The sequence below is a fragment of the Sphingobium sp. 3R8 genome (genome assembly GCF_020166615.1).
GTDB classification, from domain to species: Bacteria; Pseudomonadota; Alphaproteobacteria; order Sphingomonadales; family Sphingomonadaceae; genus Sphingobium; species Sphingobium bisphenolicum.
Genome location: NZ_JAIQXR010000002.1, coordinates 137,051 through 159,249, shown reverse-complemented (window position 1 = coordinate 159,249; position 22,199 = coordinate 137,051). Strand labels below are relative to the sequence as shown.

Genomic DNA, 22,199 nt, shown 5'->3' with positions numbered 1-22,199 from the left:
ATCCCAACCGTCAGGGGATGCAAATGTCAAAATCAATCCGTTAAGACAGACATCAGGGTCCGTGATGTTCGTTACGCTGTCAAGACGACTAGGTTCCCCCCATGACCAAAGGCGTCTGAACGCAAGATTACGGCAGCAACGGTCCCCAGGCCGGATCGGACCCGCTCAGCGGCGTCGGAATCCGCCGCTCGTTCACGCCCGTCAGGTCGACCTGCCACACCTGGCTGCTGCCCTGCTTGCCCGGCGTCGTGCGGAAGAATTGCAGCACGCGGCCATTGGGCGACCAGGTTGGCTGCTCGTCCTGCCAGCCATTGGTCAGGATACGCTCATTGTCGCCGCTAGGCGTCATCACCGCGACCTTGAAATCGCCCGACAGCTTGGTGAAGGCGATGAGGTCGCCGCGCGGCGACCATTCGGGGGTCGCATAGCGGCCGCCGCCATGGCTGATACGGCGCTGGTTGGACCCGTCGGCATTCATCACATAGATTTGCTGGCCGCCCGACCGGTCGCTTTCGAACACGATCTGGCTGCCGTCGGGCGAATAGCTGCCGCCGACGTCGATGCCCGGCGACGTGGTCAGCCGCACCGGCGTCCCGCCATTGGCCGACACGCGATAAATATCGGTATTACCCGCCACCGCCATGGAAAAGAGGATGGAACGGCCGTCGGGCGACCAGCGCGGCGCGAAGGTCGCGTTACTGCTTTCGGTCACCAGCTTCTGCTGCCCCGCGCCTATGTCATAGATATAGAGGCGCACGCGGCTGCCCAGATAGCTGACATAGAGGATCGACTTATAATCGGGCGAGAAGCGCGGGGTCAGCGCCATCGACTGGCCGTTGGTGATGAAGCGGTGGTTCGCCCCGTCCGAATCCATGATGGCGAGGCGCTTGACGCGCGCACCCTTGGGACCGCTCTCGGCGATATAGGCGATGCGGCTGTCGAAGAAGGGGCTTTCGCCCGACAGGCGGGCATAGATGGCGTCGGCGCATTTATGCGCAGCCCGGCGCCAGTCGCGCGGCGCGACGACATAGCCCTGCCGCGTCAGTTCCTGCTTGAGCGCCACGTCATAGAGATAGCAGCCGACCGTAATGTCGGCCTCGCCCCCGGTGGTGCGCACGAACCCCTGCACCAGCGCCTGATAGGCGCCCCATTTGTCATAGACCGGGTTGGTGACTTCGGGGAAGGCGACCGCTGGCATCCCGCCAGGCCCCGACGGATCGAACAGGCCGGAGCCTTTGAGGTCGGACGCGATCACCTCGGCCACCTTGCGGCCCAGTTCGCTGGCGGTGCCGGCCGGCGTCGCCACATCCTGCTGCGCGGGCATGGCGGGGACGGCGACCTTGACGTTGCTGTCCACTTCGCCGGTCACATCGACCGACAATTGCGCCATGGCGGGCGCGGACAGGATGGCGGCAAGCGCGACGGTCGCCAGAGAGATGCGGCGAAGGAAGTTGGTCTTCATCGGTTCAGCCTCGCGTCAAAGCGGAGTGGCCGGAGCCATTTCCATTGGTCATAATATTCAGGTGGTAAATTCCGGAAGGGTGCGGCGAGTTTCACCGCCTGGATCGCGCGCTCCGCATGCAGCTTAGCCTGTGGCCGGTTGCTGGCGGTGACGCCGGTCTGGTCGATCACTTCGGGCGCGCCGATCAGCGCGCCGCTCTTGTCCAGCCGCACTTCCAGCAAGGTCACGAGCTGATCCGCGTCCGCGCCCGAAGGCGGCCGCCAGTGCGGCTTCAACTGGCGGCGGATTTCGGCGTCCAGCGCGGCCTTCTGCTGCGGCCCCATGGCGGCGGCAGGCGGCGGCGCAGGGGTGCGCGGCGCGTCATCCTTGGTGTCGATCCCTTTCAGGAAATCCTTGCCCAGCAACGACCCCTTGGGCTTGTCGGCCTTGCCTGCGCCGGATGCCCGCGCAGCAGCATCGGCCTTGGCCTTGGCATCGCTCTTCGCCTTGGCGTCGTTTTTCGCCTTGGCGTCGGCCTTGGCTTTCGCATCCGCCTTGGCTTTGGCGTCACTCTTTGCCTTGGCGTCGCTCTTGGACGGCACGGCCGCAGCCGCCTTTGGCTTTTCAGGCGCAGGCTTGGCCTTGGGCGCGGGTTTTTCTGGCGCTGGCTTGGGCTTGGGCGTCGCCTTAGCCACATCCTTCTTCGGCGGCACCGGCTTGGGCTTGGCCGCGGCTTCCTTCACGACTGGCTTTGGCGGCGTCGGCTTGGGAACCGGCTTCGGCTCGGCCTTGGGCGGCGGCGGCGCGGGCGTCGGCTCCGGTGCGGGAGCAGGCTCCGGCGCGGGCTTGGCGTCTTCCGTCGGGCCTTCTTCCGGCGCGACGCTGGGCGGCGGCGGCTGGGTCGAAACTTGCGGCGCGGTCGATTGCAGCGCGACTTCGTCCACCAGACTCACGTCCATCGGCGGCGACTTCAGCTTCAGCGGGTTTGGGGTGGCCAGGAATCCGGCCGACAGCAGCCCGAACAGCAGGACATGTCCCGCCGTCGCGACGCCAAGGCCGATCTTTTCCGCGCGCTCCATATGGCTGACCTATGGCCCCTATTCTGAACCGTCGCTGGCCGACCCGGTATCCGATCCGGTGCTGACCAGCGAAACCTTGTTCAGGCCCGCGCGATTGAGTTCGCCCATCACCCGCATCACCCGGCCATAGTCGAGCGCGGTGTCGGCGCGCAGAAAGATTTGTGGCGGTTCGGGCTGGCCCGCATGGGCCGACGCGATTTCCGCCAGCCGGTCGGGCAGGTCGGCGTCGCTGATCTGCGCCTCGTCGATGAACAGCCCGCCGTCGCGGTCGATCGACAGGATCGTCGGCTTGGCGTCCGCGTCCAGTCCCTTGGCGCGGGTTTCGGGCAGGTTCACCGGCACGCCGGTCACCAGCAGCGGCGCGGTCACCATGAAGATGATGAGCAGCACCAGCATGACGTCGACCAGCGGCGTCACATTGATGTCGGCCATCGGCGCGCGCCCGCGCCCGCGACGGGCGGAAGGAGGACCGGACATCGCCATCAGCGCGCATCCTTCTTTGCAGCGATGCCCAAGATCATCGCTGCGACTCCAACTCACGGCTCAGCGTGGAATAGAAGCTGTCGGCAAAGCGGGTCAGGCCCGCTTCCAGCCGGTTGATGCCATGGCTGAACCGGTTGTAGGCGATCAGCGCCGGGATCGCCGCGAACAGGCCGATGGCGGTGGCGAACAGCGCCTCGGCGATGCCCGGCGCGACGACCGCGAGCGAGCTGTTCTGCTCTGCCGCGATCGAGGTGAAGGCGCGCATGATGCCCCATACCGTGCCGAACAGGCCGATGAAAGGCGCAGCCGACGCGACCGTCGCCAATATGTTGAGTCGGTCGGACAGGCGATCGACCTCGGACGCGATGACGCTCGACATCGACGTCCCCAGCCGGTCGCGCGTGCCGTCGCGGTCGATCACCTTCTGTGCGGTCGATCGCCGCCATTCGGTGACGCCGGCCGCCATGACCTTGGCCGCGGGGAATTCCGCCTTGCCGCGGGCCTCATAGAAGCGGTCGATATCCTCCGCCTTCCAGAAATCGGCCTCGAACTTGCGGCTTTCCTTGCTCGCCTTGCGCAGGCTGACGCTGAAGCTGATGATGATCGCCCAGGTCCAGATGCTGGCCAGCAGCAAGCCCAGCATCACGCCCTTCACGACGATGTCGGCCTGGAGGAACAGGGCGAGCGGGGATATGGTCGCGGCGTCGGTCATGGCGCCGGCAGGCAGGTTGAGGGTCATGGGTGAATGTCTTCCCCTTGGCAAAGGCGGGTGAAAATTTCGGTCCAGGCTTTGGGTTGGCGCTGCGGCCGGCCCAGGGGCGTCAGCCATGCGACGGTGATGGCGGCGTCCGTCAACTCTTCTTGACCCCGCATGACTCTCTGATGAATGGCGCAGCTCGCCGCGCGCACATCGGTGACGCGGCTCGCCACCATCAGGTCGTCGTCCAGCCGCGCCGGGCGGCGATAGCGAATGGCAAGGTCGGTGACGGCATAGACGCCCGCACCGTCTTCATGGTTGGCGCGCTGGTCGATGCCGGCGATACGCAGCATGTCGGACCGGGCGCGCTCCATATAGCGCAGATAATTGGCGTGATAGACCAGCCCCGACAGGTCGGTATCCTCGAAATAGACGCGCAGCGGGAAATGATGCACGGCGGCAAGGAAGCGTCCGGTCGCCGGCGCGGGCATCAGGTCTGAAACGGACATCGCGCGCTTTTAACCATGGCGCAGCGCCCACGCAAAGCCGGAAATGGCGGATGAACCCGCAATCCGTCCGCCAGTCGCGCACGATCCATCGCCTGCCCGATTACATAGCTGTCCGATACTGGTCGCCGGCCCCGCGCCCCGCTAAGGGAGAAACGACGATTCATGAGGGAGAGCAAGGCATGACGGATATTCGCACGGTAGGCGTGATCGGCGCGGGACAGATGGGGGCGGGGATCGCCCAGGTCGCAGCGCAGGCTGGCTATGCCGTCATTCTGTCGGATATCGACCTGCCCCGCGCGGAAAAGGGGTTGGCGGGCATCGCCAAGCTGCTGGCCAAGGCGGTTGAGAAGGAAAAGATTGCACAGGCCGACGCCGACGCCGCGCTCGCCCGGATCACGCCGGTGGGCGACATCGCCCCGCTGGCCGACGCCCAACTGGTGATCGAGGCCGCGACCGAGCGCGAGGAAGTGAAGCGTGCCATCTTCGCCAATGTCGGCAAGATATTGGCGGCCGACGCAATCCTCGCGACCAACACATCCTCGATTCCCATCACCCGTCTGGCGCAGGCCGCGCCAGACGCGGGGCGTTTCGTGGGCGTCCATTTCTTCAATCCCGTGCCGGTGATGGTGTTGGTGGAGGTCATTCGCGGCCTCGCCACCACCCCCGAAACCGTCGCTGCGGTGGAAGGCTTTGCCGCGAAGATCGGCAAGACTACGGTTCACGCCTTCGACGCGCCCGGCTTCGTGGTGAACCGCATCCTGCTGCCGATGCTGAACGAGGCGGTGTTCGTGCTGGGCGAGGGGGTGGGCAGCGTCACCGACATCGACCAGGGCTGCAAGCTCGGCCTCAATCATCCGATGGGGCCGCTGACCTTGCTGGACTTCGTCGGCCTGGATACCGCGCTGGAAATCCTCAACGTCTTCCTCAGCACCACCGGCGATCCCAAATATCGCCCTGCGCCGTTGCTGGTCAAATATGTCGAAGCGGGCTGGTATGGCCGCAAGACCGGCAAGGGCTTTTACGATTATAGCGGCGCGGAGCCGGTGCCGACGCGCTGATTGCCCATCGAGCGCGGGCTGTTCAGCCCGCGCTCAACCCATGTTTCTTCATGCAGTGGCGCAACTGGTCGTAGGTCAGGCCCAGCCCCTTGGCGGTCGCGCGCTGGTTGTACCGAAATCGCTCCAGCGCGGCGCGGATGATCGCCGCCTCGTGCCCGTCCACGGCGGCGCGCAGGTCGCTAATCTCTTCATAGGTCATGGTGGGTGCTGACGGTGCGGCAGGGGCGTCACACGGTGCCGCCTCGGCCCGTTTCATCATTGACTTGGGCTTCCACGGCGAGGCGAAGGGGTCGAAGGTGATCTGGCTGATCGGCCGCCCCGGCTCGTTCCAGCGATAGACCGCGCGTTCGACCACATTGCGCAGCTCGCGCACATTGCCCGGCCAGCCATAGCCTTCCAGCTCCGCTGCGCAGGCCGCCGTGAAGCCGGGCCATTGCGGCCAGTCGCGCTCGGCCGCCATGCGCCGCCCGAAATGATCGGCCAGCACGGTGATATCGCCCTCGCGCGCGCGCAAAGGGGGCAGGGTGATGACCTCGAAGCTCAACCGGTCGAGCAGGTCGGGACGAAAGCGCCCGGCGTCGGCGGCGGCAGGCAAATCCTCATTGGTCGCCGCGACGATCCGTACGTCCACCCGCTGCGGCCGCGACGCGCCGATCCGCGTCACCTCGCCATATTCCACGACGCGCAGCAGCCGCTCCTGCGCCGCCATCGACAGCGTGCCCAGTTCGTCCAGGAACAGGGTGCCGCCATCGGCCTCCTCGAACCGGCCGGGCCGCGCCTTGGTCGCGCCGGTGAACGCGCCCTGTTCATGGCCGAACAGTTCCGCCTCGATCAGCGTTTCGGGTAGCGCGGCGCAGTTCATCGTGATCAGCGGCTCGCCCCAGCGCGGCGACAGATGGTGCAGCCGCTCGGCGATCAGCTCCTTGCCGGTGCCGCGTTCGCCGATCACCAGCACCGGCCGGTTGAGTTCGGCCGCGCGCCCCGCCTGCTCGACCGCGTCGAGAAAGGCGAAGCTCTGGCCGACAAATTGCGTATTTTTCTCCATGCGCCAACTTATGGTGAAATTTCCCACTCCTTGGCAAGTGGCATATTGGCCCGCTGGCCCGCAACGGCTCAAAAAGCCCAGAAAATCGGCCATTTTTCGAAACTGGCACGGCCTCTGCAAAGCTCAGGGCAATCCGCAAATAATCGCGGAGCCTATGAAGGCCAAGTTTCAGGGAGTATGACGATGACCAACCAGACCAACAGCGTTCGCGAAATCAGCCAGCTGATGTCGGCCGCCATCGCCGCCCTGCTGTTCGGATCGACCATGATCCTTTCGGCGGTCGGTCCGGCCCGCGCCAGCGAAGCCCCGATCCTTGCGACGCACGATACCCCCGCGGCCTTGCGCTACCTCGCATAAGGCGCAAGCCCTGGCCGGGGCGGGAGTGCCCCCTCTCGCCCGCCCCGGCCCCCAACAAGACGATAAGACCAGGAGTGACGTTCAAATGGGTATTTTCTCCCGCACCCGCGACATCATCGCCGCCAATGTGACCGACCTGCTCGACAAGGCCGAAGATCCCGCGAAGATGATCCGCATGATCATCCTCGAAATGGAGGAAACGCTGGTCGAGGTCCGCGCATCGGCCGCCCGCACCATCGCCGACCAGAAGGAAATGCGCCGCCACATCGCCAAGCTGACCGCCTTGCAGGACAGCTGGACCGAAAAGGCGCAGCTCGCTTTGTCGAAGGACCGCGAAGACCTCGCCAAGGCCGCGCTGGTCGAGCGCCAGAAGGCGACCGACATGGCCGATCATCTCGCCCAGGAGATCGAGACGCTGGACGACGCGCTCAAGGCGTCGGAAGAGGATATCGCCAAGCTGCAGGGCAAGCTGCGCGAAGCCCGCGCCCGCCAGAACAGTCTGGTCACCCGGATGCAGAGCGCGGAAAACCGCCTGCGCGTCCGCGAAGCCTATGCCGGCGAGAAGGTCAACGACGCCTTCGCCCGCTTCGACATGCTCGAACGCCGCGTGGACATGGCCGAAGGCCGCGCCGACGCCGCCACGCTGGGCGGCGTCCCCAAGACGCTGGAAGAGGAGATTGCGGAACTGAAGTCGGCCGACAAGGTCGATGCCGATCTCGCCGCACTCAAGGCGTCCATGAACGCCGACAAGACCGGGGGAGCCTGATCCGATGGAAGACGTGTTCCTGCCGATCATGGTCTGCGGCATGCTGTTCATCGGCATGCCCTGGCTGATCTTCCACTATGTCATCAAGTGGAAGCAGGCGCCCAAGATCACCGACGAGGACGAGAAGCTGCTGGACGACCTCCACCTTCTCGCCCGCCGGCTCGAAGAACGGCTCCAGACGGTCGAACGGATCGTCGCCGCCGACAACCCCGATTTCCGCCCCTCTCGCCCGTCGGCCGACGACGGCTATGAACTCGACCGGAGGAACTGACATGACCGCCCGCCGCACGAAATTCTACCTCGACAAGAAGAATGGCAAATGGATGGGCGTGTGCTCCGGCATCGCCGACTATAGCGGAATCGACGTGACCTGGGTCAGGGTCGGCGCGGTGCTCGTCACCCTGATGGGCGCCTTTCCCTGGACCCTCATCGCCTATGTCGCCGTCGCCTACTTTGCCGAAAACAAGCCGCTGGGTTTGTATGCCGATCGCGACGACGAGAAATTCTGGCAGGGCGTGCGCACCAACCCGACCCGTTCGACCCGCGACGTCCGCTCCAAGTTCCGCGACATCGATCGCCGCCTGGCCGACATCGAAATCCACTATACCAGCCGCAACACCCGCCTCGCCGACGAAATCGACAGCCTGCGCTGAGGCGCGTGGCAGAGGGGATTAGAGGGAGCCAAGGATCATGAGCTTCGCAGGACCAAGCTTCATCGTCGCCATCGTCGCCCTGTCCATGGGCGCCTGGGTCATCACCACCTGGATGCGGGCGCGCTACGGCTATCCGCTGACCGACGACAACGGAAATACCGTTCATCGAAGCGATCCCGACGCCGGTCGAAAAATCGACCTTCTTTCCAACGAAAACGAAAAGCTGGTGGGCCGCATCAGCCGCCTCGAAGACCGCATCGCCGTGCTGGAGAGGATCGCCACCGATCCCGCCGCCCGCACCGCGCGCGAAATCGACGCGCTGCGCTGATACCGGCCGACCAAGGGGAGTATCATCATGTTTCCATTCGAAGCCTTCGCCCCGGTGGCCGTTATCGTCGGATCGCTGGCGGTCGGCGGCTGGGTGTTCACCACCTGGTTGCGCATCCGCCACGGCTATCCGCTGGAAAATAGCTGGGGCAAGGCCGTCTATCCGCAGAAGAACGAGGAAATGGTCGAGCGCATCAAGCTGCTGAGCCAGGAAAACGCCCAGCTGCGCGCCGAGATCGGGTCGATGAAGGATCGGCTCGCCGTGGTCGAACGCATCGTCACCGACGAAAGTCACCAGCTGACCCGTGAGATCGAACAGCTGCGCGGCCCGGCCAACTGAGCGCACGATATAATCAAGGGACAAAACAGATGATCGACAACCCTTTTTCCATGGTCGTCCTTATCGTGGCGATCATCGCAATCTCGCGGGTTTTGCAGGCCAAATATGGCGTCGTTCGCCGGCACAAGGGCGAAGAGTTCATCCAGCGCGGTCCCGATCCGGATACGGAAAGGCTGCGCGCGGAAATGAAGGCGCTCAAGGATCGCGTCGCCGTGCTGGAACGGCTGGCGACGGACGGCTCCACCGCGCTGGAGCGGGAATTCGAAAAGCTCCGGGATCGCGACTGAGCGCGGTCTGACCGGACAGGGAGGCTTATATGCAAGACCCCTATCTCTATATCACCCTGGCGGCGGCTGGCCTGATCGGCCTTGCCATCATCGCGGCGGCGGCCTTGCGCGGCTGGAGCGGCTGGCTGGAGCTGAAGCGCGCCGAACTGGGCCGCCGCTTCGAAGAGGCTGCACCGCCGAGCGCTTCCGCCCGGATCGAGGTCGCCGACCTCAAGGAACGCATCCGCAAGCTGGAAGCGATCGCCGCGGGCGTGGATCTGTAGGGCGGTTGAGAGGGTATTTACCCTCTCAACCGTTCGGGCTGCGCCTGTCGAAGCCCTGTTCCTGTCGATGCAAAAGGGCGCGGTGATCGTTCACCGCGCCTTCTTTATAAAAGCGATGAGGATGTTCAGCCGCGCAGGCTTCCGCCCAGCTTCTGTGCGGCCTTGACCACTGCGGCGCTGATCGCCTCCAGCTCTTCCTGGGAAAAGCTCTTCTCGCCCGGCTGCAACGTCACTTCTATGGCCAGCGACTTGAAGCCATCCTCCACCCCCGGCCCGACGAAGACGTCGAACAGACGCACATCGACGATGCTCTTCTTGTCCGCACCCTTGACGCCCCGCACCAGCGCATCGGCCTCGACCATGTCCGGTACGAGGAAGGCGAAGTCGCGCTTCACGGCCTGCAATGCGGGCGGCGCATAAGGCGCGCGCATGAAGCCGCTCTTGCGCTTGCCCGGAATCGCATCGAGGAAGATTTCGCCGGCGACCACGGTGCCGGTCAGGCCGAACTGCTTGGCCAGCGACGGGTGCAGCACACCATATTCGGCGAGCACCGCCTTCGGCCCCAGCCGCAGCGTGCCAGACTGGCCGGGATGATAGGCGGCCGAAGCCTCCCCGAAATTCTGGAGATTGCCGACCGGCGCGCCGGCGGCGGCCAGCAACGCAATCACTTCCGCCTTGGCGTCGAACGCGTCGAAGCCCTGCGCCTTGCCGCTCTGCCAGCCCCGCGCCAGCTTCTCGCCCGCCAGCACGAATCCGACGGTCGCCCGCTCGCCTTGCTTGAAATAGCGGCGGCCCAGTTCGAACAGGCGAACGGAGTTCGCGCTGCGATCGACATTGCGCTTCGTCGCCGAAAGCAGGCCGGGCAGCAGCGATGGCCGCATGACCTTCAGCTCTTCGGAGATCGGGTTCGCCAGCGTCCAGTCGCCCCCGCCCACGGCGGCGGCTTCCTTCTGCGAAATGAAGGACCAGTTGATCGCCTCAGCCAGCCCGCGCGCGGCGGCAGTGCGGCGCACCCGGCGCTCGACCATCTGCTCGGGCGTGGCGGTCGGGCGAGCGACGCCCGGCACGCGCGGCAGCGGGGTGGAGGGCACATGGTCGAGACCGACGATGCGCACCACCTCCTCCACGATATCGGGCCAGCCATCGACGTCGCGGCGCCAGGTCGGGACCATGATCGTCCAGCGACCCGGCACCGTCACCGGCATCCCATCTTCATATTCGACGCGGCTCGCTTCGCCGCTGACGCCGAAGCCCAGGCTTTCAAGGATATGCTTCTGTTCATCGGCGGGCACCTGCACGCCGGCCAGGGCCAGGCACTGGTCGGGCGCATAGGCCACGGTCCGCGGCGTCGCGGGCGGGGTGCCGGCGCGGGTCGCCTCGCTGGGCGTGCCGCCGCACAGGCTGACGACCAGGCTGGTCGCGATCGACAGGCCGTCGTCCAGGAACGCCGGGTCGACCCCTCGTTCGAAGCGGCCGCGCGCGTCGGAGGTCAGGGTCAGCTTCTGCCCCGTCACCGCGATCCGCTCCGGCGTGAAATAGGCGCATTCGATCAGCACGTCGGTCGTGGCGCTCGTCGCACCCGAATGTTCGCCGCCCATGATCCCGCCGATATCATGCACGGCTTGCATGTCGGCGATGACGGTCATCGTCTCGTCGACGGCGTAGCTCTTGCCGTTCAGCGCCAGCACTTCCTCGCCGGCCTTGCCCTTGCGCGCCACAAGGCCACCTTTGAGCGTCGCCATGTCATAGACATGCAGCGGCCGGCCGAGATCGAACATGATGTAATTGGTGATGTCGACCAGCGCGCTGATGGGCTTCTGGCCGATGGCCTTGAGCCGCTTGCTCATCCATTCGGGCGAAGCGCCATTGGTGACGCCGCGCACGGTGCGCGCGAAGAAGGCCGGGCAGCCGTCGCTATCGTCGGTGCGCACGTCCGGCCCCGGACCCACGCCCTCGATCGTCGGCACGATGATGGCGTTGAGGGTACCGAGGCCCGCTGCCGCCAGATCGCGCGCAATACCGCGCACGCCCATGCAATCCTGCCGGTTCGGGGTGATCGACACATCGATGACGGGATCGTTCAGGCCAGCCCAGTCGGCATAGACCTGACCCACCGGCGCATCGCCGCTCACTTCGATGATCCCGTCATGATCGTCGCCCAGTTCCAGCTCGCGCGTGGAACACATCATGCCGTTGGATTCGACGCCACGGATCGCAGTCTTTTTCAGCACCATGCCGTTGGCCGGCACTACCGCGCCCTCGATCCCGAACACGCCGACCAGCCCCGCGCGGGCATTGGGCGCGCCGCACACGACCTGCAACGGGCTACCGTCGCCATGATCGACGCTCAGCACCTGCAACTTGTCGGCCTGCGGATGGCGCTCCGCCGTCAGCACCCTGGCGATCTTGAACCCGCCGAGCTTTTCGGCCGGATTCTCGACGCCCTCGACCTCCAGCCCGATGGCGTTCAGCGTCTTGAGGATCGTCGCCAGGTCGGCATCGGTGTTGAGATGCGTCTTGAGCCAGCTCAGGGTGAATTTCATGCGCCCACTCCTCCGCTCAGCGTGGGCACGTCGAGCGCCGAGAATCCATAATGTTTCAGCCAGCGCAGATCGCCGTCGAAGAAGGCCCGCAAGTCGTTCATCCCATATTTGAGCATGGCGAGGCGATCGACCCCGGTGCCGAAGGCGAAGCCCTGCCATTCGTCCGGGTCCAGTCCGCACGCCTCGATCACGCGGCGGTTGACCATGCCGCTGCCCAGCACCTCCAGCCAGCCGCCGCCCGCCGCATCGCCATCGCCGCCGATAACGCGCTGGCCGTTCGTCAGCGTATAGCCGACATCGACCTCCACCGACGGTTCGGTGAAGGGGAAATAGCTGGGACGCAGGCGCAGGACGATGTCCTCCCGCTCGAAGAACGCCTTGAGGAAGGTTTCCAGCGTCCATTTCAGGTGGCCGAGCGTAATGCCCTTGTCGATCACCAGACCTTCGATCTGGTGGAACATCGGCGTGTGCGTGGCGTCGCTATCGCTGCGATAGACGCGGCCGGGCGCGATGATGCGGATCGGCGGCGGCGTGCCGTTCATCATCGTGCGGATCTGCACCGGCGAAGTATGGGTGCGCAGCAACATCTTCTTCGCGCCTTCCTCGTCCGGGAAGTAGAAAGTGTCGTGCATCGCGCGCGCCGGGTGCGTCTCGGGAATGTTGAGCGCGGTGAAATTATGCCAGTCGTCCTCGATCTCCGGCCCGGTGGCGACGGAAAAGCCCAGGTCCGCGAAGATTTCCGCGAGTTCGTCCATTACCTGAGACACGGCATGGACCGATCCCTGTGCGCCAAGATCGGCGGGCAGGGTCATATCGACCTTCTCCGACGCCAGCTTGGCATCAAGCGCGGCCTGCTCCAGCGCCGCCTTCCTGTCGGCCAGCGCCACCGTCACGCTCTCGCGCAAATCCTGGATCGGCGGCCCTTTGTCCATCCGCTCTTCCGGCGACATCGGCCCCAGCGTCTTAAGCAGGCCCGTCACGACCCCGCTCTTGCCCAGCGCGCCGACCCGCAGCGCCTCCAGCGCGTCGAGCGTGTCGGCCGCGGCGATGTCGGCGATCAGGCCGGCTTTCAGATTGGCAATTTCAGTCATAAATCTTCCAGAGCCAGTGGTGGCGGATGCATGTCCGCGCCTTAGCGGGGCATGGCGATCAAGGAAAGGGGCGGGCCAGGAAAGGGTTAGGCCCTTGCCCCCAGCAACGCGCCGCCAAAACCGATGAACAACAGTCCGGTGCCACGGTTGAACAGTTTCTGCCGATTGGCGGGCTGCAACCAACGGGCCAGGCTGAGGCCGCCCAGCGCATAAACGGCATACCAGAAGCTTTCGATCACAACGAAACTGGCGATCAGGATTGCCAGTTGCAACCAGAAGGGCCGGTGCAGGTCGATGAACTGGGGGAAAAGCGCCGCTGCGAAGATGATCAGCTTGGGATTGGACAGTCCCGTCAGCATGCCCGTGCCATATAAGGCGCGGAGCGACCGCGCCCGGGTCGCGCCCATCGCGCCAATATCGTCCACCGGCGCGCGCCACGCCTTGACCCCCAGCCACAGCAGATAGGCCACGCCCGCATAGCGCAATATGGCAAACAGCCCCGGCGACGCCTTGAGCAGCGCGCCAAGCCCCAGCGCCGAGGCCGTCAGGCACAGCAGCACCGCGCTCATCAGGCCCGCCATCGTCGCGGTCGCCTTGCGCGGGCCATGGGCAATGCTCTGCGTCATGACATGCAGCATGTTCGGTCCCGGCGTGGCCGAGATCAGGAAGACGGCCGTGACGTACAACCACCACAGATGCAGCGACATGGGATTAATCCCCTCAGATGTCCGGCCACCCCTCAATCCGTTCGGGCTGAGCCTGTCGAAGCCCTACCCTCGTCCAAACGAACGGAGGCCGGAAAACAAAAAGGGCGCCGGAAGCATCTGCCCCGGCGCCCTTTTGACGATCTTGCGATCGGTCCGCTTAAGCTGCGGGCAGCGCAGCCTTCGCCTGGGCGATGATGGCGCTAAACGCCTCGCCTTCGTGCATTGCGATGTCGGCCAGGACCTTGCGGTCCAGTTCGACACCGGCCAGCTTCAGACCGTGCATGAACTGCGAATAGGTCAGGCCTTCGGCGCGGACACCCGCGTTGATGCGCTGGATCCACAGACCACGGAACGAACGCTTCTTAACCTTGCGGTCGCGATAGGCGTACTGGCCGGCCTTTTCGACGGCCTGGCGAGCGATACGGATCGTATTCTTGCGACGGCCATAATAGCCCTTCGCCTGATCCAAAATCCGCTTATGCTTCGCCTTGGTGGTTACACCACGTTTTACGCGTGCCATTGTCCTCTACTCCTTACTTCAGGCCGTAGGGTGCCCAGAGGCGGACGTGCGCCACGTCGGCATCGGACAGCACGGAAGTGCCACGGTTCTGGCGAATATATTTGGCGTTGTGGCTGATCAGGCGGTGACGCTTGCCAGCGACGCCGTGCTTGACCTTGCCGGTCGCGGTGAACTTGAAGCGCTTCTTCACACCGCTCTTGGTCTTCATCTTGGGCATTTTCGTCTCCTTGTCTGGCGCGACGATTACAGACAGCCCCGGCAGCCCTAGTTAGCCGGGCGGTCTCACTGAATATCGCGAACGGCGCGCATAGGCGGGCATCGGCCGGAAAGCAAGACGATTCGGACCTAAAGCATGGGCGCGGCGTTACCCCTGCCATGGCCGACATCGATTCCCCCCCCAATGTTGCGCCATCGGACGGACTCCATGCCCATGTCCGCCGCGCCCGCGACCGCTGGCGGCGCTTGCCGCTGCCGGTGCGAATCATTCTGGGGATCGTCGGTATCCTCTTCGCCTTGTGGCTGATCCTCTTCATCACCAAGGGCCGTTTCCTCAAGGGACCGTTCGAACGCATCCTGACCAGCCGGCTGGAACGGCAGGTACGCGTGGGCGGCGACTTCCAGCTCTATTTCGCGCCCCTCGCCATCAAGTTCCGCGCCGAAGGGTTGCACGTCGCCAACCTGCCCTGGGCCAGCCGCCCCGACCTGTTCCGGGCCGAGCTGATCGACAGCCGCATCGCCCCGCTCAGTCTGATCTTCGGCGCCAAATATCGCGTGCCCTGGCTGGAACTGCGCAGCGCTGCCGTCGATCTGGAATGGTCGCGCGATCACAAGAGCAACACATGGACCTTCGGCGACCCCGACCGGAAGGGCGAGCCGCTCAACCTGCCGTTGATCCGGCGCGCGCTGCTGGCTGGCACGACGCTGCGCTATCGCGACCCCGTGCTGCAACTGGCAACCGACATCGGGTTCGAGACGGTGCGGGCGCAGGACACGCGATTTGCGCAGGACATCCGCTTTTCCGGTCAGGGTATGATGCGTGACCGGCCCTTCACCCTGACCGGCGGGTTGCTGTCCCCGAACCAGACGATCAGCCGTGGCAAGAACGCCCTGGCCGCGCGGGCGGTGGCGGGCGCGACCGTGCTGGAGGTCAGCGGCACCTTGCCCGGCGCGACCGAACTGGAGGGCAGCGACCTGCGCCTCGTCACCCACGGCCCCAATCTCGGCCTGTTGTTCGATTTCCTGGGCGTCGCCATCCCCGACACCCGCGCCTATCGCTTCACATCGGCCCTGACCAAGGCCGGCGAAGAATGGCGCTTCACCCATTTGAAAGGCCATTTCGGCGACAGCGACCTCGCCGGGAAGATGACCGTGTCGCTGCCGAGGGCGCGGCTCCTGATCGACGCCGACCTCGCCACGCAGACGCTCGACATCATCGATGTCGGCCCGTTCATCGGCTATGACCCCGATCGTCTGGCAGCGCAGGGGGCGGCCGGCGCGGTGGAGACGGTCGGCGGCGCGCCCCGCATCCTGCCCGACGCCCCGCTGCGGGTCGAAGCGATCCGCAATTTCGACGCCAATGTCCGCTACACCATGCGCACCATCCGCGCGCCCAACCTGCCGGTGTCCAACGCAGCCGTCACGGTGAAGCTCGACCATAGCCTGCTCACCCTGTCGCCCTTGACCTTCGACATGTCCGGCGGTCATGTCGCGTCGGACATAGAGATCGACGCGCGTCATCGCCCCGTCCGCACGACCTACGACATCCGCCTGTCGCCCACCCCGATGGGCAAGCTGCTGGCGCGCTGGGGCGTGGAGGAATCGGGTACCAGCGGCACGGTCAAGGGGCGGGTGCAGATGACCGGGCTGGGCGATACATTGCATGATTCGCTCGGCACTGCGAACGGCCGCATCGCCATCATCCTGCCCGCCGGCTCGATGTGGGCGCGCAACGTCCAGCTGTCCGAACTGGATGTCGGCACGTTCGTCACCAAGATGTTTTCCGGCAAGTTGAAGCAGCCTGTGGAGATCAATTGCGGCCTGATCGCCTTCACCGTGCGCAACGGCGTGGCGGCGGCCGATCCGATCCTGATCGACACGAAGAAGAATGTGATGATCGGCCGCGGCGGCTTCTCGTTCAGGAATGAAAGCCTCGATCTTGCCTTCCGCGCCGACGGCAAGAAGATCAGCCTCTTTTCCGGCCAGTCGCCCGTCGGCATCAACGGCTATTTCGCAAAACCGGGCATCGCCGTGGTCAGCCCCGAACTGCTGACCCGTGGCGGCGCGGCGCTGGCGCTGGGCGTGGTCGGCACGCCGATCGCGTCTTTGCTGGCCTTCGTCGATTCCGGGGATGCCAAGGGCGCGGCCTGTGGCCCGATCCTGGCGGGTGCCAGCGCGCAGGCGCAGCGCACCAAGGGTGGCCAGCCGCGCGACGATGTCGGCCGCGGAACCACGGCCAAGGATGAGAAGGGCCGGGGCAGCAAGGGCGAGCAGAAGCGCCAGGACAAGAAATTCCTCGGCATCTTCTGATCGGCTTCTGATCGGCGGTGCGCAGGTTTATCCTGCGCGGACAACGACTCGAAGAGGAGAAGGCCATGAGCGACGCACCCTTCGTCATGCCGGGGGTCACCCCGCATCTCACCATCGCCGACGGCCGGGCGGGCGAAGCGATCGCCTTCTACGCCACGGCCTTCGGCGCGACCGAACAATCGCGCCACATGGCCGACGACGGCGTCCGCATCATGCACGCCCACCTGATCGTCAACGATGGCGGGCTGATGCTGAACGACCATTTTCACGAGATGAGCCATGGCGAGGCCGTGCCGCCGCCGGCCGGGGTCACGCTGCATCTGGAAGTCGATGATGCCGATACATGGTGGACCCGCGCGCTCGACGCCGGCGCGACCATTCGCTTTCCGCTCGACAACCAGTTCTGGGGCGCACGCTACGGCCAGGTGATCGATCCGTTCGGCCATATCTGGTCGATCGGCGGCCCGGTGAAGGACTGACGCAATGAACGTCGGCGCGACCCGCTGGGATGTGGTGACGGGCGACATCACAAGCTGCGCGACCGACGCGATCGTCAACGCCGCCAATAACAGCCTGCTGGGCGGCGGCGGGGTCGACGGCGCCATCCACCGCGCCGCCGGGCCGGACCTGCTCGCCGAATGCCGCACCATCGGCGGCTGTCCGACCGGGGAGGCGCGGATTACCCGCGGCCATGGCCTGCCCGCCCGCTATGTCATCCACACGGTCGGGCCGGTCTGGCAGGGCGGGGGGCAGGGCGAATGCGGGCTCCTGGCCAACTGCTATGCCCACGCACTCGGCCTGGCGCGGCATCATGCCCTGCGTAGCATCGCCTTTCCGGCCATCTCGACCGGCATTTACGGTTTCCCCAAGCCCCTTGCCGCCGCGACGGCCGCCGATGCCGTGCGGGACGCGTTGCGCCTGCATCCCGATGCGTTCGACCATATTCTCTTCGTCTGCTTCGACGAATCGACCACCGGCCTGTTCGACCTCGCCGTCAGGAACGCCGCCCCGATCGATTAATGCCCGATCGATTAATGCCCTATCGATTAATGGTCGTGATGATGATGCTCCGGCGCGCTGCCCAGCGCCTCCAGCACATCCTCCAGCCGCGCCGGATCGCCCAGCGCCAGCACATGGCCTTCGCTCTCGGCTGTCAGCGGCTCGCCATTCCAGTCGCACATCAGCCCGCCAGCCCCCTCGACCACCGGCACCAAAGCGGCGAAGTCGTAGCTTTGCAGGCCCGATTCGATGACGATGTCGAGGAATCCCGACGCCAGCAGGCCGTAATTATAGCAGTCCCCGCCATAGACCGGACCCTGGCGCGGCGAGCCACCCGACACCGCGGCGACCAGCGCCATATAATGGGGCACGTCGCCCTCGCCGAACAGATGCGGGCTGGTGGTGGCGATGCCTGCGCCCTCCAGCGCCTTGCACGCGCGGGTGCGCACCGGCTTGCCGTTGAAGGTGGTCGGCTGCCCGCTCATCCCGGCCCAGCGTTCGCGCGCGATCGGCTGGTCGATGATGCCGATGGTCGGCCACCCCGCCTGCGTCAGCGCAATCAGCGTGCCGAAGATCGGCCGCCCGGCGATGAAGCTGCGCGTGCCGTCGATCGGGTCGAGGATCCACACCCGCTCGGCATCCTCGCGCACCGATCCATATTCCTCGCCGATGATGCCGTCGCCCGGCCGTTCCTGTTCCAGGATCGCGCGGATCGCGGCTTCGGCGGCGCGGTCGGCCTCCGTCACCGGCGATTTGTCCGCCTTGATCTCGGTGTCGTAGCGGGCGCGGAAAAAGGGACGGATGGCGGCGCCGGCGGCGTCGGCAAGGCGGTTGGCGAGGGCCAGGTCGTCGCGGGTGGTCATCCCCTTCGCCTAGCGACTTGGACCGCGATACGCTAGACTGAACCACCGACGAGAGAAGGAGAGGAAGATGCCCGGTTCGCCCGTCATCCCATGCCTGCGCTATGCCGACGCCCCCGCCGCGATCGATTTCCTGTGCGCGGCCTTCGGCTTTGCGCGCCACGCCGTCTATCCCGACGAGGCCGACCCCGCCATCATCCATCATGCCCAGTTGGTGCTGGGCGACGGCATGGTGATGCTGGGCAGCGTCAAGGACATGGAGGGCGAGTCGCTCTACACCTGGTCCACCGTCCGCGACCTGGGCGGCATCACGGCCTGCGTCTATGTCGTCGTGCCCGATCCCGACGCCCATTGCCTCCACGCCCGCAACGAAGGCGCGGTCGTGGTGCAGGAGCCGCAGGACAATGACGGCTATCCCGGTCGCGGCTACACCGCGCTCGATCCCGAAGGCAATGTCTGGAGCTTCGGCAGCTACGATCCCTGGACGCCGATCCCCGATTAAGGCTTCGGCAACCCGACCGTTCTAGCCTGCGACGCAAAGGGGGCACGCATAGCGCTGCTGGGTTGGATATTGAGCTTCATCACCCTGTTCGCGGGCCTCGCCCTGCGGCAGGATATGCCGATCGGCGGCTCGGCGACTTTGTCCAACATGGCGATCGGCTTCGCGCTGCTCGCCTGCCCGATGCTCTGGCGCGAAAAGCCGCTCGGCATCTCGCGCGGCCAGCGCATCGTCGTCGCGCTGGTCATGATCCTGACGGTGCCGCTGGTGATGCTGCCCGCGGCCTGAGCGCCGCCAGCCCATTCTCCTTTCAGTCGAACAGGCTGGACACCGAACTCTCGTCCGCGATGCGCTTGATCGCTTCGCCCAGCAGCGGGGCGATGGGCAGGTGGCGGATGCGCTGGGACGTGTTCACCGCCTCGGTGCCCTGGATCGAATCGGTGATGACCAGTTCCAGCAGTTCCGACGCATCGACGCGTGCGACTGCGCCGCCCGACAGCACGCCATGGCTGACATAGGCGATCACGCCCTCTGCGCCCTGCGCCTTGAGCGCGGCGGCGGCGTTGCACAGGGTGCCGGCCGAATCGACGATGTCGTCGATCAGGATGCAGAAACGGCCCTTCACGTCGCCGATGATGTTCATCACTTCCGATTCGCCGGCGCGCTCGCGGCGCTTGTCGACGATGGCGAGCGGGGCGTTGTCGAGCCGCTTGGCCAGCGCGCGGGCGCGCACCACGCCGCCCACGTCGGGGGACACGACCATGATATTCTTGTCGCCGAAGCGCGCCTGGATGTCGGCCGACATCACCGGCGCGCCGAACAGGTTATCGGTCGGAATGTCGAAAAAGCCCTGGATCTGCCCGGCGTGCAGGTCGACCGACAGGACGCGGTCGGCGCCGGCGGTGGTGATGAGGTTGGCGACCAGCTTGGCGCTGATCGGGGTGCGCGGGCCGGGCTTCCGGTCCTGGCGGGCATAGCCGAAATAGGGGACGACGGCGGTGATTCGCTTGGCCGACGCGCGCTTGAGCGCATCGATCATGATCAGCAATTCCATCAGATTGTCGTTGGTCGGATAGGCCGTCGACTGGATCACGAACACGTCTTCGCCGCGGACATTCTCATGAATTTCCACGAAAACTTCTTCGTCGGCGAAGCGACGGACGCTGGCGTCGGTCAGGGGGATTTCGATATAGTCGGCGATGGCGGCCGCAAGCGGCTTGTTCGAATTGCCGGTCATGAGTTTCATGGCGAAAAACCCCAAACTAATTGGCGTGACGAATTGATGACGATGCGCGAAACGCGGCCCCTTTAGCGGCGCAAGTCCCATGTGGAAAGGCGCTTTTGCGCCGTGGGGCAAAATGGACATGCGCATTTTCAGGACGTGCGCGCAGCGGATGTCCGGTTCGAAAATGCGGCATCGAAAAACAGAGCATTTTCGCAAGCGGCGAAAATGCTCTAGGGCGCCGGACCATGACCGACAAACTCGTGATCGCGCTTGCGCAGATGACCCAGTCCGTGGGCGACCTGAAGGCCAATGCCGACGCCATGCTGGCATGGCGCGCCCGCGCGCAGGGCGCCGACCTCATCGTCTATCCCGAACTCCAGTTGATCGGCTACCCGCCCGAAGATCTGGTGCTCAAGCCCGCCCTGGTCGACCAGGCCAATTACCAGCTCGACCGGCTGGCGCAGGAAACCGCCGATGGCGGCCCGGCGATGCTGGTCGGCACGGTGGTCGCTTCGCAGGGCGTTCTCTTCAACGTCGTCGCCCTGCTGGACAATGGCGCGGTCACCGCGATCCGGCAGAAGCGCGAGCTGCCCAATTACGGCACCTTCGATGAAAAGCGCCTGTTCGCCCCCGGACCGCTGCCCGCGCCGATCGATTTCAAGGGCGTAAAGATCGGCGTGCCGATCTGCGAGGATATCTGGTTCCCCTTCGTCACCGCGCATCTGCGCAGCGAGGGCGCCGAAATCCTGATCAGCCCCAATGGCAGCCCCTATGAGGTGGACAAGGACGATCGCCGCTTGAACGCCGTCGCCGGCACCCGCGTGCGCGAAACCGGCCTGCCGCTCGTCTATCTCAACCGCGTCGGCGGGCAGGACGAACTGGTGTTCGACGGCGCCTCCTTCGTGATGAACGGCGACCTGACGCTCGCCCAGCAGCTCCCCGACTGGGAAGAGGCGCTGGTGCTGACGCAATGGGAGAAATGGGACGGCCAGTGGGTCTGCCTGCCCGGCGAGCAGCATGACCTCGATCCGCGCCCGGCCGACATCTACAATGCGATGGTGCTGGGCCTGCGCGACTATGTGAACCGCAACCGCTTTCCTGGCGTGGTGCTGGGGCTTTCGGGGGGCATCGATTCGGCCCTGTCCGCTGCGGTCGCCGTCGATGCGCTCGGGCCGGATCGTGTCTGGTGCGTGATGATGCCTTCGCGCTTCACCAGTCAGGACAGCCTGGACGACGCCGTAGAATGCGCCCGCCTGCTCGGCGTCCGCTATGACACCATCCCGATCGAACCCGCCGTCACGGCCTTCGACACGATGCTGGCACCCGTCTTCGAGGGTCGCCAGCGCGACCTGACCGAAGAGAATATCCAGTCGCGCATTCGCGGTGTGACGCTGATGGCCCTGTCCAACAAATATGGCCATATGCTGCTGACCACCGGCAACAAGAGCGAGATGTCGGTCGGCTATGCCACCATCTATGGCGACATGGCGGGCGGCTATTCGGTGCTGAAGGACGCCTATAAGACGACTGTTTTCGACCTGTGCCGCTGGCGCAACGAAAATGTCCCGTCGCTCGGTCTTGGCATCGGGCCGGAAGGTCCGGTGATGCCCGAACGGGTCATCACCAAGCCGCCCAGCGCCGAACTGCGCGACAATCAGCGCGATGACGACAGCCTGCCGCCCTATGAGATTCTCGATCCGATCCTCTACGGACTGGTCGAGGAGGAATTGTCGGTCGACAAGCTGGTCGAGCGCGGGTTCGAGAAGGAAACGGTCGCCCGGATCGAACGGCTGCTCTATATCGCCGAATATAAGCGTCGCCAGTCGCCGCCCGGCGTGAAGCTGGGCATCCGCAATTTCGGCCGCGACCGTCGCTACCCGATCACCAACGGCTTTCGCACGATATAGGCAACAAAAAAGGCCGT

General features: G+C 65.4%; 28 protein-coding genes. 15 read left to right on the top strand and 13 right to left on the bottom strand.

What is annotated here, in order from left to right:
• Positions 1-127: 127 nt before the first annotated feature.
• Genes tolB through K9B33_RS02780 form a run of 5 tightly spaced genes read right to left on the bottom strand, consistent with a single transcriptional unit; the run spans position 128 to position 4,209 of the window.
• Positions 128-1,462, bottom strand: coding sequence for a Tol-Pal system beta propeller repeat protein TolB (gene tolB, locus K9B33_RS02800; protein WP_224546512.1), 1,335 nt, complete (start codon positions 1,460-1,462; stop codon positions 128-130).
• On the bottom strand, positions 1,459-2,520 hold the full coding sequence (locus K9B33_RS02795; RefSeq protein WP_224546511.1) for a cell envelope biogenesis protein TolA: 1,062 nt from the start codon (positions 2,518-2,520) through the stop codon (positions 1,459-1,461). Before K9B33_RS02795 ends, tolB begins: the two co-directional genes overlap by 4 nt.
• Positions 2,521-2,538: 18 nt before the next feature.
• Entirely contained in the window at positions 2,539-3,003 is a 465-nt protein-coding gene (locus K9B33_RS02790) for an ExbD/TolR family protein (RefSeq protein ID WP_224546510.1), read from the bottom strand.
• A 34-nt stretch (positions 3,004-3,037) separates the two neighbouring features.
• Positions 3,038-3,742, bottom strand: coding sequence for a protein TolQ (tolQ, locus tag K9B33_RS02785; RefSeq protein WP_224546509.1), 705 nt, complete (start codon positions 3,740-3,742; stop codon positions 3,038-3,040).
• The gene (locus tag K9B33_RS02780) at positions 3,739-4,209 is read right to left on the bottom strand and encodes a YbgC/FadM family acyl-CoA thioesterase (RefSeq protein ID WP_318011072.1); all 471 of its coding nucleotides are present in this window, start codon (positions 4,207-4,209) and stop codon (positions 3,739-3,741) included. Before K9B33_RS02780 ends, tolQ begins: the two co-directional genes overlap by 4 nt.
• Before the next feature lie 179 nt (positions 4,210-4,388).
• On the opposite strand from K9B33_RS02780, the gene K9B33_RS02775 reads away from it, so the two are divergent.
• Positions 4,389-5,267, top strand: coding sequence for a 3-hydroxyacyl-CoA dehydrogenase NAD-binding domain-containing protein (locus K9B33_RS02775; protein ID WP_224546508.1), 879 nt, complete (start codon positions 4,389-4,391; stop codon positions 5,265-5,267).
• Positions 5,268-5,289: 22 nt separating this feature from the next.
• Here K9B33_RS02775 and pspF read toward each other — a convergent pair whose 3' ends face one another.
• Complete coding sequence (pspF, locus tag K9B33_RS02770; RefSeq protein ID WP_224546507.1) at positions 5,290-6,312, bottom strand: phage shock protein operon transcriptional activator; 1,023 nt, start codon at positions 6,310-6,312, stop codon at positions 5,290-5,292.
• A gap of 183 nt (positions 6,313-6,495) precedes the next feature.
• Here pspF and K9B33_RS02765 point away from each other — a divergent pair, with 183 nt between their 5' ends.
• The 8 genes from K9B33_RS02765 to K9B33_RS02730 all read left to right on the top strand — a co-directional run bounded on the left by K9B33_RS02765 (position 6,496) and on the right by K9B33_RS02730 (position 9,305).
• Entirely contained in the window at positions 6,496-6,669 is a 174-nt protein-coding gene (locus K9B33_RS02765) for a hypothetical protein (RefSeq protein WP_224546506.1), read from the top strand.
• A gap of 85 nt (positions 6,670-6,754) precedes the next feature.
• The gene (pspA, locus tag K9B33_RS02760; RefSeq protein ID WP_224546505.1) at positions 6,755-7,435 is read left to right on the top strand and encodes a phage shock protein PspA; all 681 of its coding nucleotides are present in this window, start codon (positions 6,755-6,757) and stop codon (positions 7,433-7,435) included.
• Positions 7,436-7,439: 4 nt separating this feature from the next.
• Complete coding sequence (gene pspB, locus K9B33_RS02755) at positions 7,440-7,706, top strand: envelope stress response membrane protein PspB (RefSeq protein WP_224546504.1); 267 nt, start codon at positions 7,440-7,442, stop codon at positions 7,704-7,706.
• Between the two features lies 1 nt (position 7,707).
• Positions 7,708-8,088 carry an envelope stress response membrane protein PspC gene (pspC, locus tag K9B33_RS02750; protein WP_224546502.1) on the top strand — a complete coding sequence of 127 codons (381 nt, stop codon included), beginning with the start codon at positions 7,708-7,710 and terminating at the stop codon, positions 8,086-8,088.
• Positions 8,089-8,125: 37 nt separating this feature from the next.
• Positions 8,126-8,416 (top strand): hypothetical protein, encoded by a 291-nt coding sequence (locus K9B33_RS02745; RefSeq protein WP_224546501.1) that lies wholly within the window; start codon positions 8,126-8,128, stop codon positions 8,414-8,416.
• A 27-nt stretch (positions 8,417-8,443) separates the two neighbouring features.
• Positions 8,444-8,755, top strand: coding sequence for a hypothetical protein (locus K9B33_RS02740; protein ID WP_224546499.1), 312 nt, complete (start codon positions 8,444-8,446; stop codon positions 8,753-8,755).
• Positions 8,756-8,784: 29 nt separating this feature from the next.
• Positions 8,785-9,042: a hypothetical protein gene (locus tag K9B33_RS02735; protein ID WP_224546497.1), complete on the top strand. Its 258-nt coding sequence runs from the start codon at positions 8,785-8,787 to the stop codon at positions 9,040-9,042.
• A 29-nt stretch (positions 9,043-9,071) separates the two neighbouring features.
• Positions 9,072-9,305: a hypothetical protein gene (locus K9B33_RS02730; protein ID WP_224546495.1), complete on the top strand. Its 234-nt coding sequence runs from the start codon at positions 9,072-9,074 to the stop codon at positions 9,303-9,305.
• A gap of 125 nt (positions 9,306-9,430) precedes the next feature.
• On the opposite strand, the gene pheT is transcribed toward K9B33_RS02730, so the two are convergent.
• From pheT to rpmI, 5 genes are all read right to left on the bottom strand, one after another.
• Complete coding sequence (gene pheT, locus K9B33_RS02725) at positions 9,431-11,848, bottom strand: phenylalanine--tRNA ligase subunit beta (protein ID WP_224546492.1); 2,418 nt, start codon at positions 11,846-11,848, stop codon at positions 9,431-9,433.
• Positions 11,845-12,939, bottom strand: a complete 1,095-nt coding sequence (gene pheS / locus K9B33_RS02720) for a phenylalanine--tRNA ligase subunit alpha (RefSeq protein WP_224546490.1) — start codon at positions 12,937-12,939, stop codon at positions 11,845-11,847. Before pheS ends, pheT begins: the two co-directional genes overlap by 4 nt.
• Before the next feature lie 86 nt (positions 12,940-13,025).
• On the bottom strand, positions 13,026-13,646 hold the full coding sequence (locus K9B33_RS02715) for a LysE family translocator (protein ID WP_224546489.1): 621 nt from the start codon (positions 13,644-13,646) through the stop codon (positions 13,026-13,028).
• 157 nt (positions 13,647-13,803) lie between these two features.
• Entirely contained in the window at positions 13,804-14,166 is a 363-nt protein-coding gene (gene rplT, locus K9B33_RS02710) for a 50S ribosomal protein L20 (RefSeq protein ID WP_224546488.1), read from the bottom strand.
• 13 nt (positions 14,167-14,179) lie between these two features.
• Positions 14,180-14,383: a 50S ribosomal protein L35 gene (gene rpmI / locus K9B33_RS02705; RefSeq protein ID WP_007711873.1), complete on the bottom strand. Its 204-nt coding sequence runs from the start codon at positions 14,381-14,383 to the stop codon at positions 14,180-14,182.
• A gap of 158 nt (positions 14,384-14,541) precedes the next feature.
• On the opposite strand from rpmI, the gene K9B33_RS02700 reads away from it, so the two are divergent.
• The 3 genes from K9B33_RS02700 to K9B33_RS02690 all read left to right on the top strand — a co-directional run bounded on the left by K9B33_RS02700 (position 14,542) and on the right by K9B33_RS02690 (position 17,712).
• Positions 14,542-16,692 carry an AsmA family protein gene (locus K9B33_RS02700; RefSeq protein WP_224546487.1) on the top strand — a complete coding sequence of 717 codons (2,151 nt, stop codon included), beginning with the start codon at positions 14,542-14,544 and terminating at the stop codon, positions 16,690-16,692.
• Between the two features lie 65 nt (positions 16,693-16,757).
• Complete coding sequence (locus K9B33_RS02695) at positions 16,758-17,171, top strand: VOC family protein (protein WP_224546486.1); 414 nt, start codon at positions 16,758-16,760, stop codon at positions 17,169-17,171.
• Positions 17,172-17,175: 4 nt separating this feature from the next.
• A complete protein-coding gene (locus tag K9B33_RS02690) occupies positions 17,176-17,712 on the top strand; it encodes an O-acetyl-ADP-ribose deacetylase (protein WP_224546485.1) in 537 nt (178 codons plus the stop codon).
• Positions 17,713-17,738: 26 nt separating this feature from the next.
• Here the strand turns inward: K9B33_RS02690 and K9B33_RS02685 are convergent, their stop codons facing one another.
• On the bottom strand, positions 17,739-18,554 hold the full coding sequence (locus K9B33_RS02685) for an inositol monophosphatase family protein (protein ID WP_224546484.1): 816 nt from the start codon (positions 18,552-18,554) through the stop codon (positions 17,739-17,741).
• A 67-nt stretch (positions 18,555-18,621) separates the two neighbouring features.
• Between K9B33_RS02685 and K9B33_RS02680 the strand changes: the two genes are divergently transcribed.
• Both K9B33_RS02680 and K9B33_RS02675 read left to right on the top strand, forming a co-directional pair.
• A complete protein-coding gene (locus K9B33_RS02680; protein ID WP_224546483.1) occupies positions 18,622-19,053 on the top strand; it encodes a VOC family protein in 432 nt (143 codons plus the stop codon).
• A gap of 48 nt (positions 19,054-19,101) precedes the next feature.
• The gene (locus K9B33_RS02675; protein WP_224546711.1) at positions 19,102-19,338 is read left to right on the top strand and encodes a hypothetical protein; all 237 of its coding nucleotides are present in this window, start codon (positions 19,102-19,104) and stop codon (positions 19,336-19,338) included.
• A gap of 22 nt (positions 19,339-19,360) precedes the next feature.
• Here K9B33_RS02675 and K9B33_RS02670 read toward each other — a convergent pair whose 3' ends face one another.
• Positions 19,361-20,296, bottom strand: a complete 936-nt coding sequence (locus K9B33_RS02670; protein WP_224546482.1) for a ribose-phosphate pyrophosphokinase — start codon at positions 20,294-20,296, stop codon at positions 19,361-19,363.
• Between the two features lie 224 nt (positions 20,297-20,520).
• Here K9B33_RS02670 and K9B33_RS02665 point away from each other — a divergent pair, with 224 nt between their 5' ends.
• The gene (locus K9B33_RS02665) at positions 20,521-22,182 is read left to right on the top strand and encodes an NAD+ synthase (protein ID WP_224546481.1); all 1,662 of its coding nucleotides are present in this window, start codon (positions 20,521-20,523) and stop codon (positions 22,180-22,182) included.
• Positions 22,183-22,199: the final 17 nt, after the last annotated feature.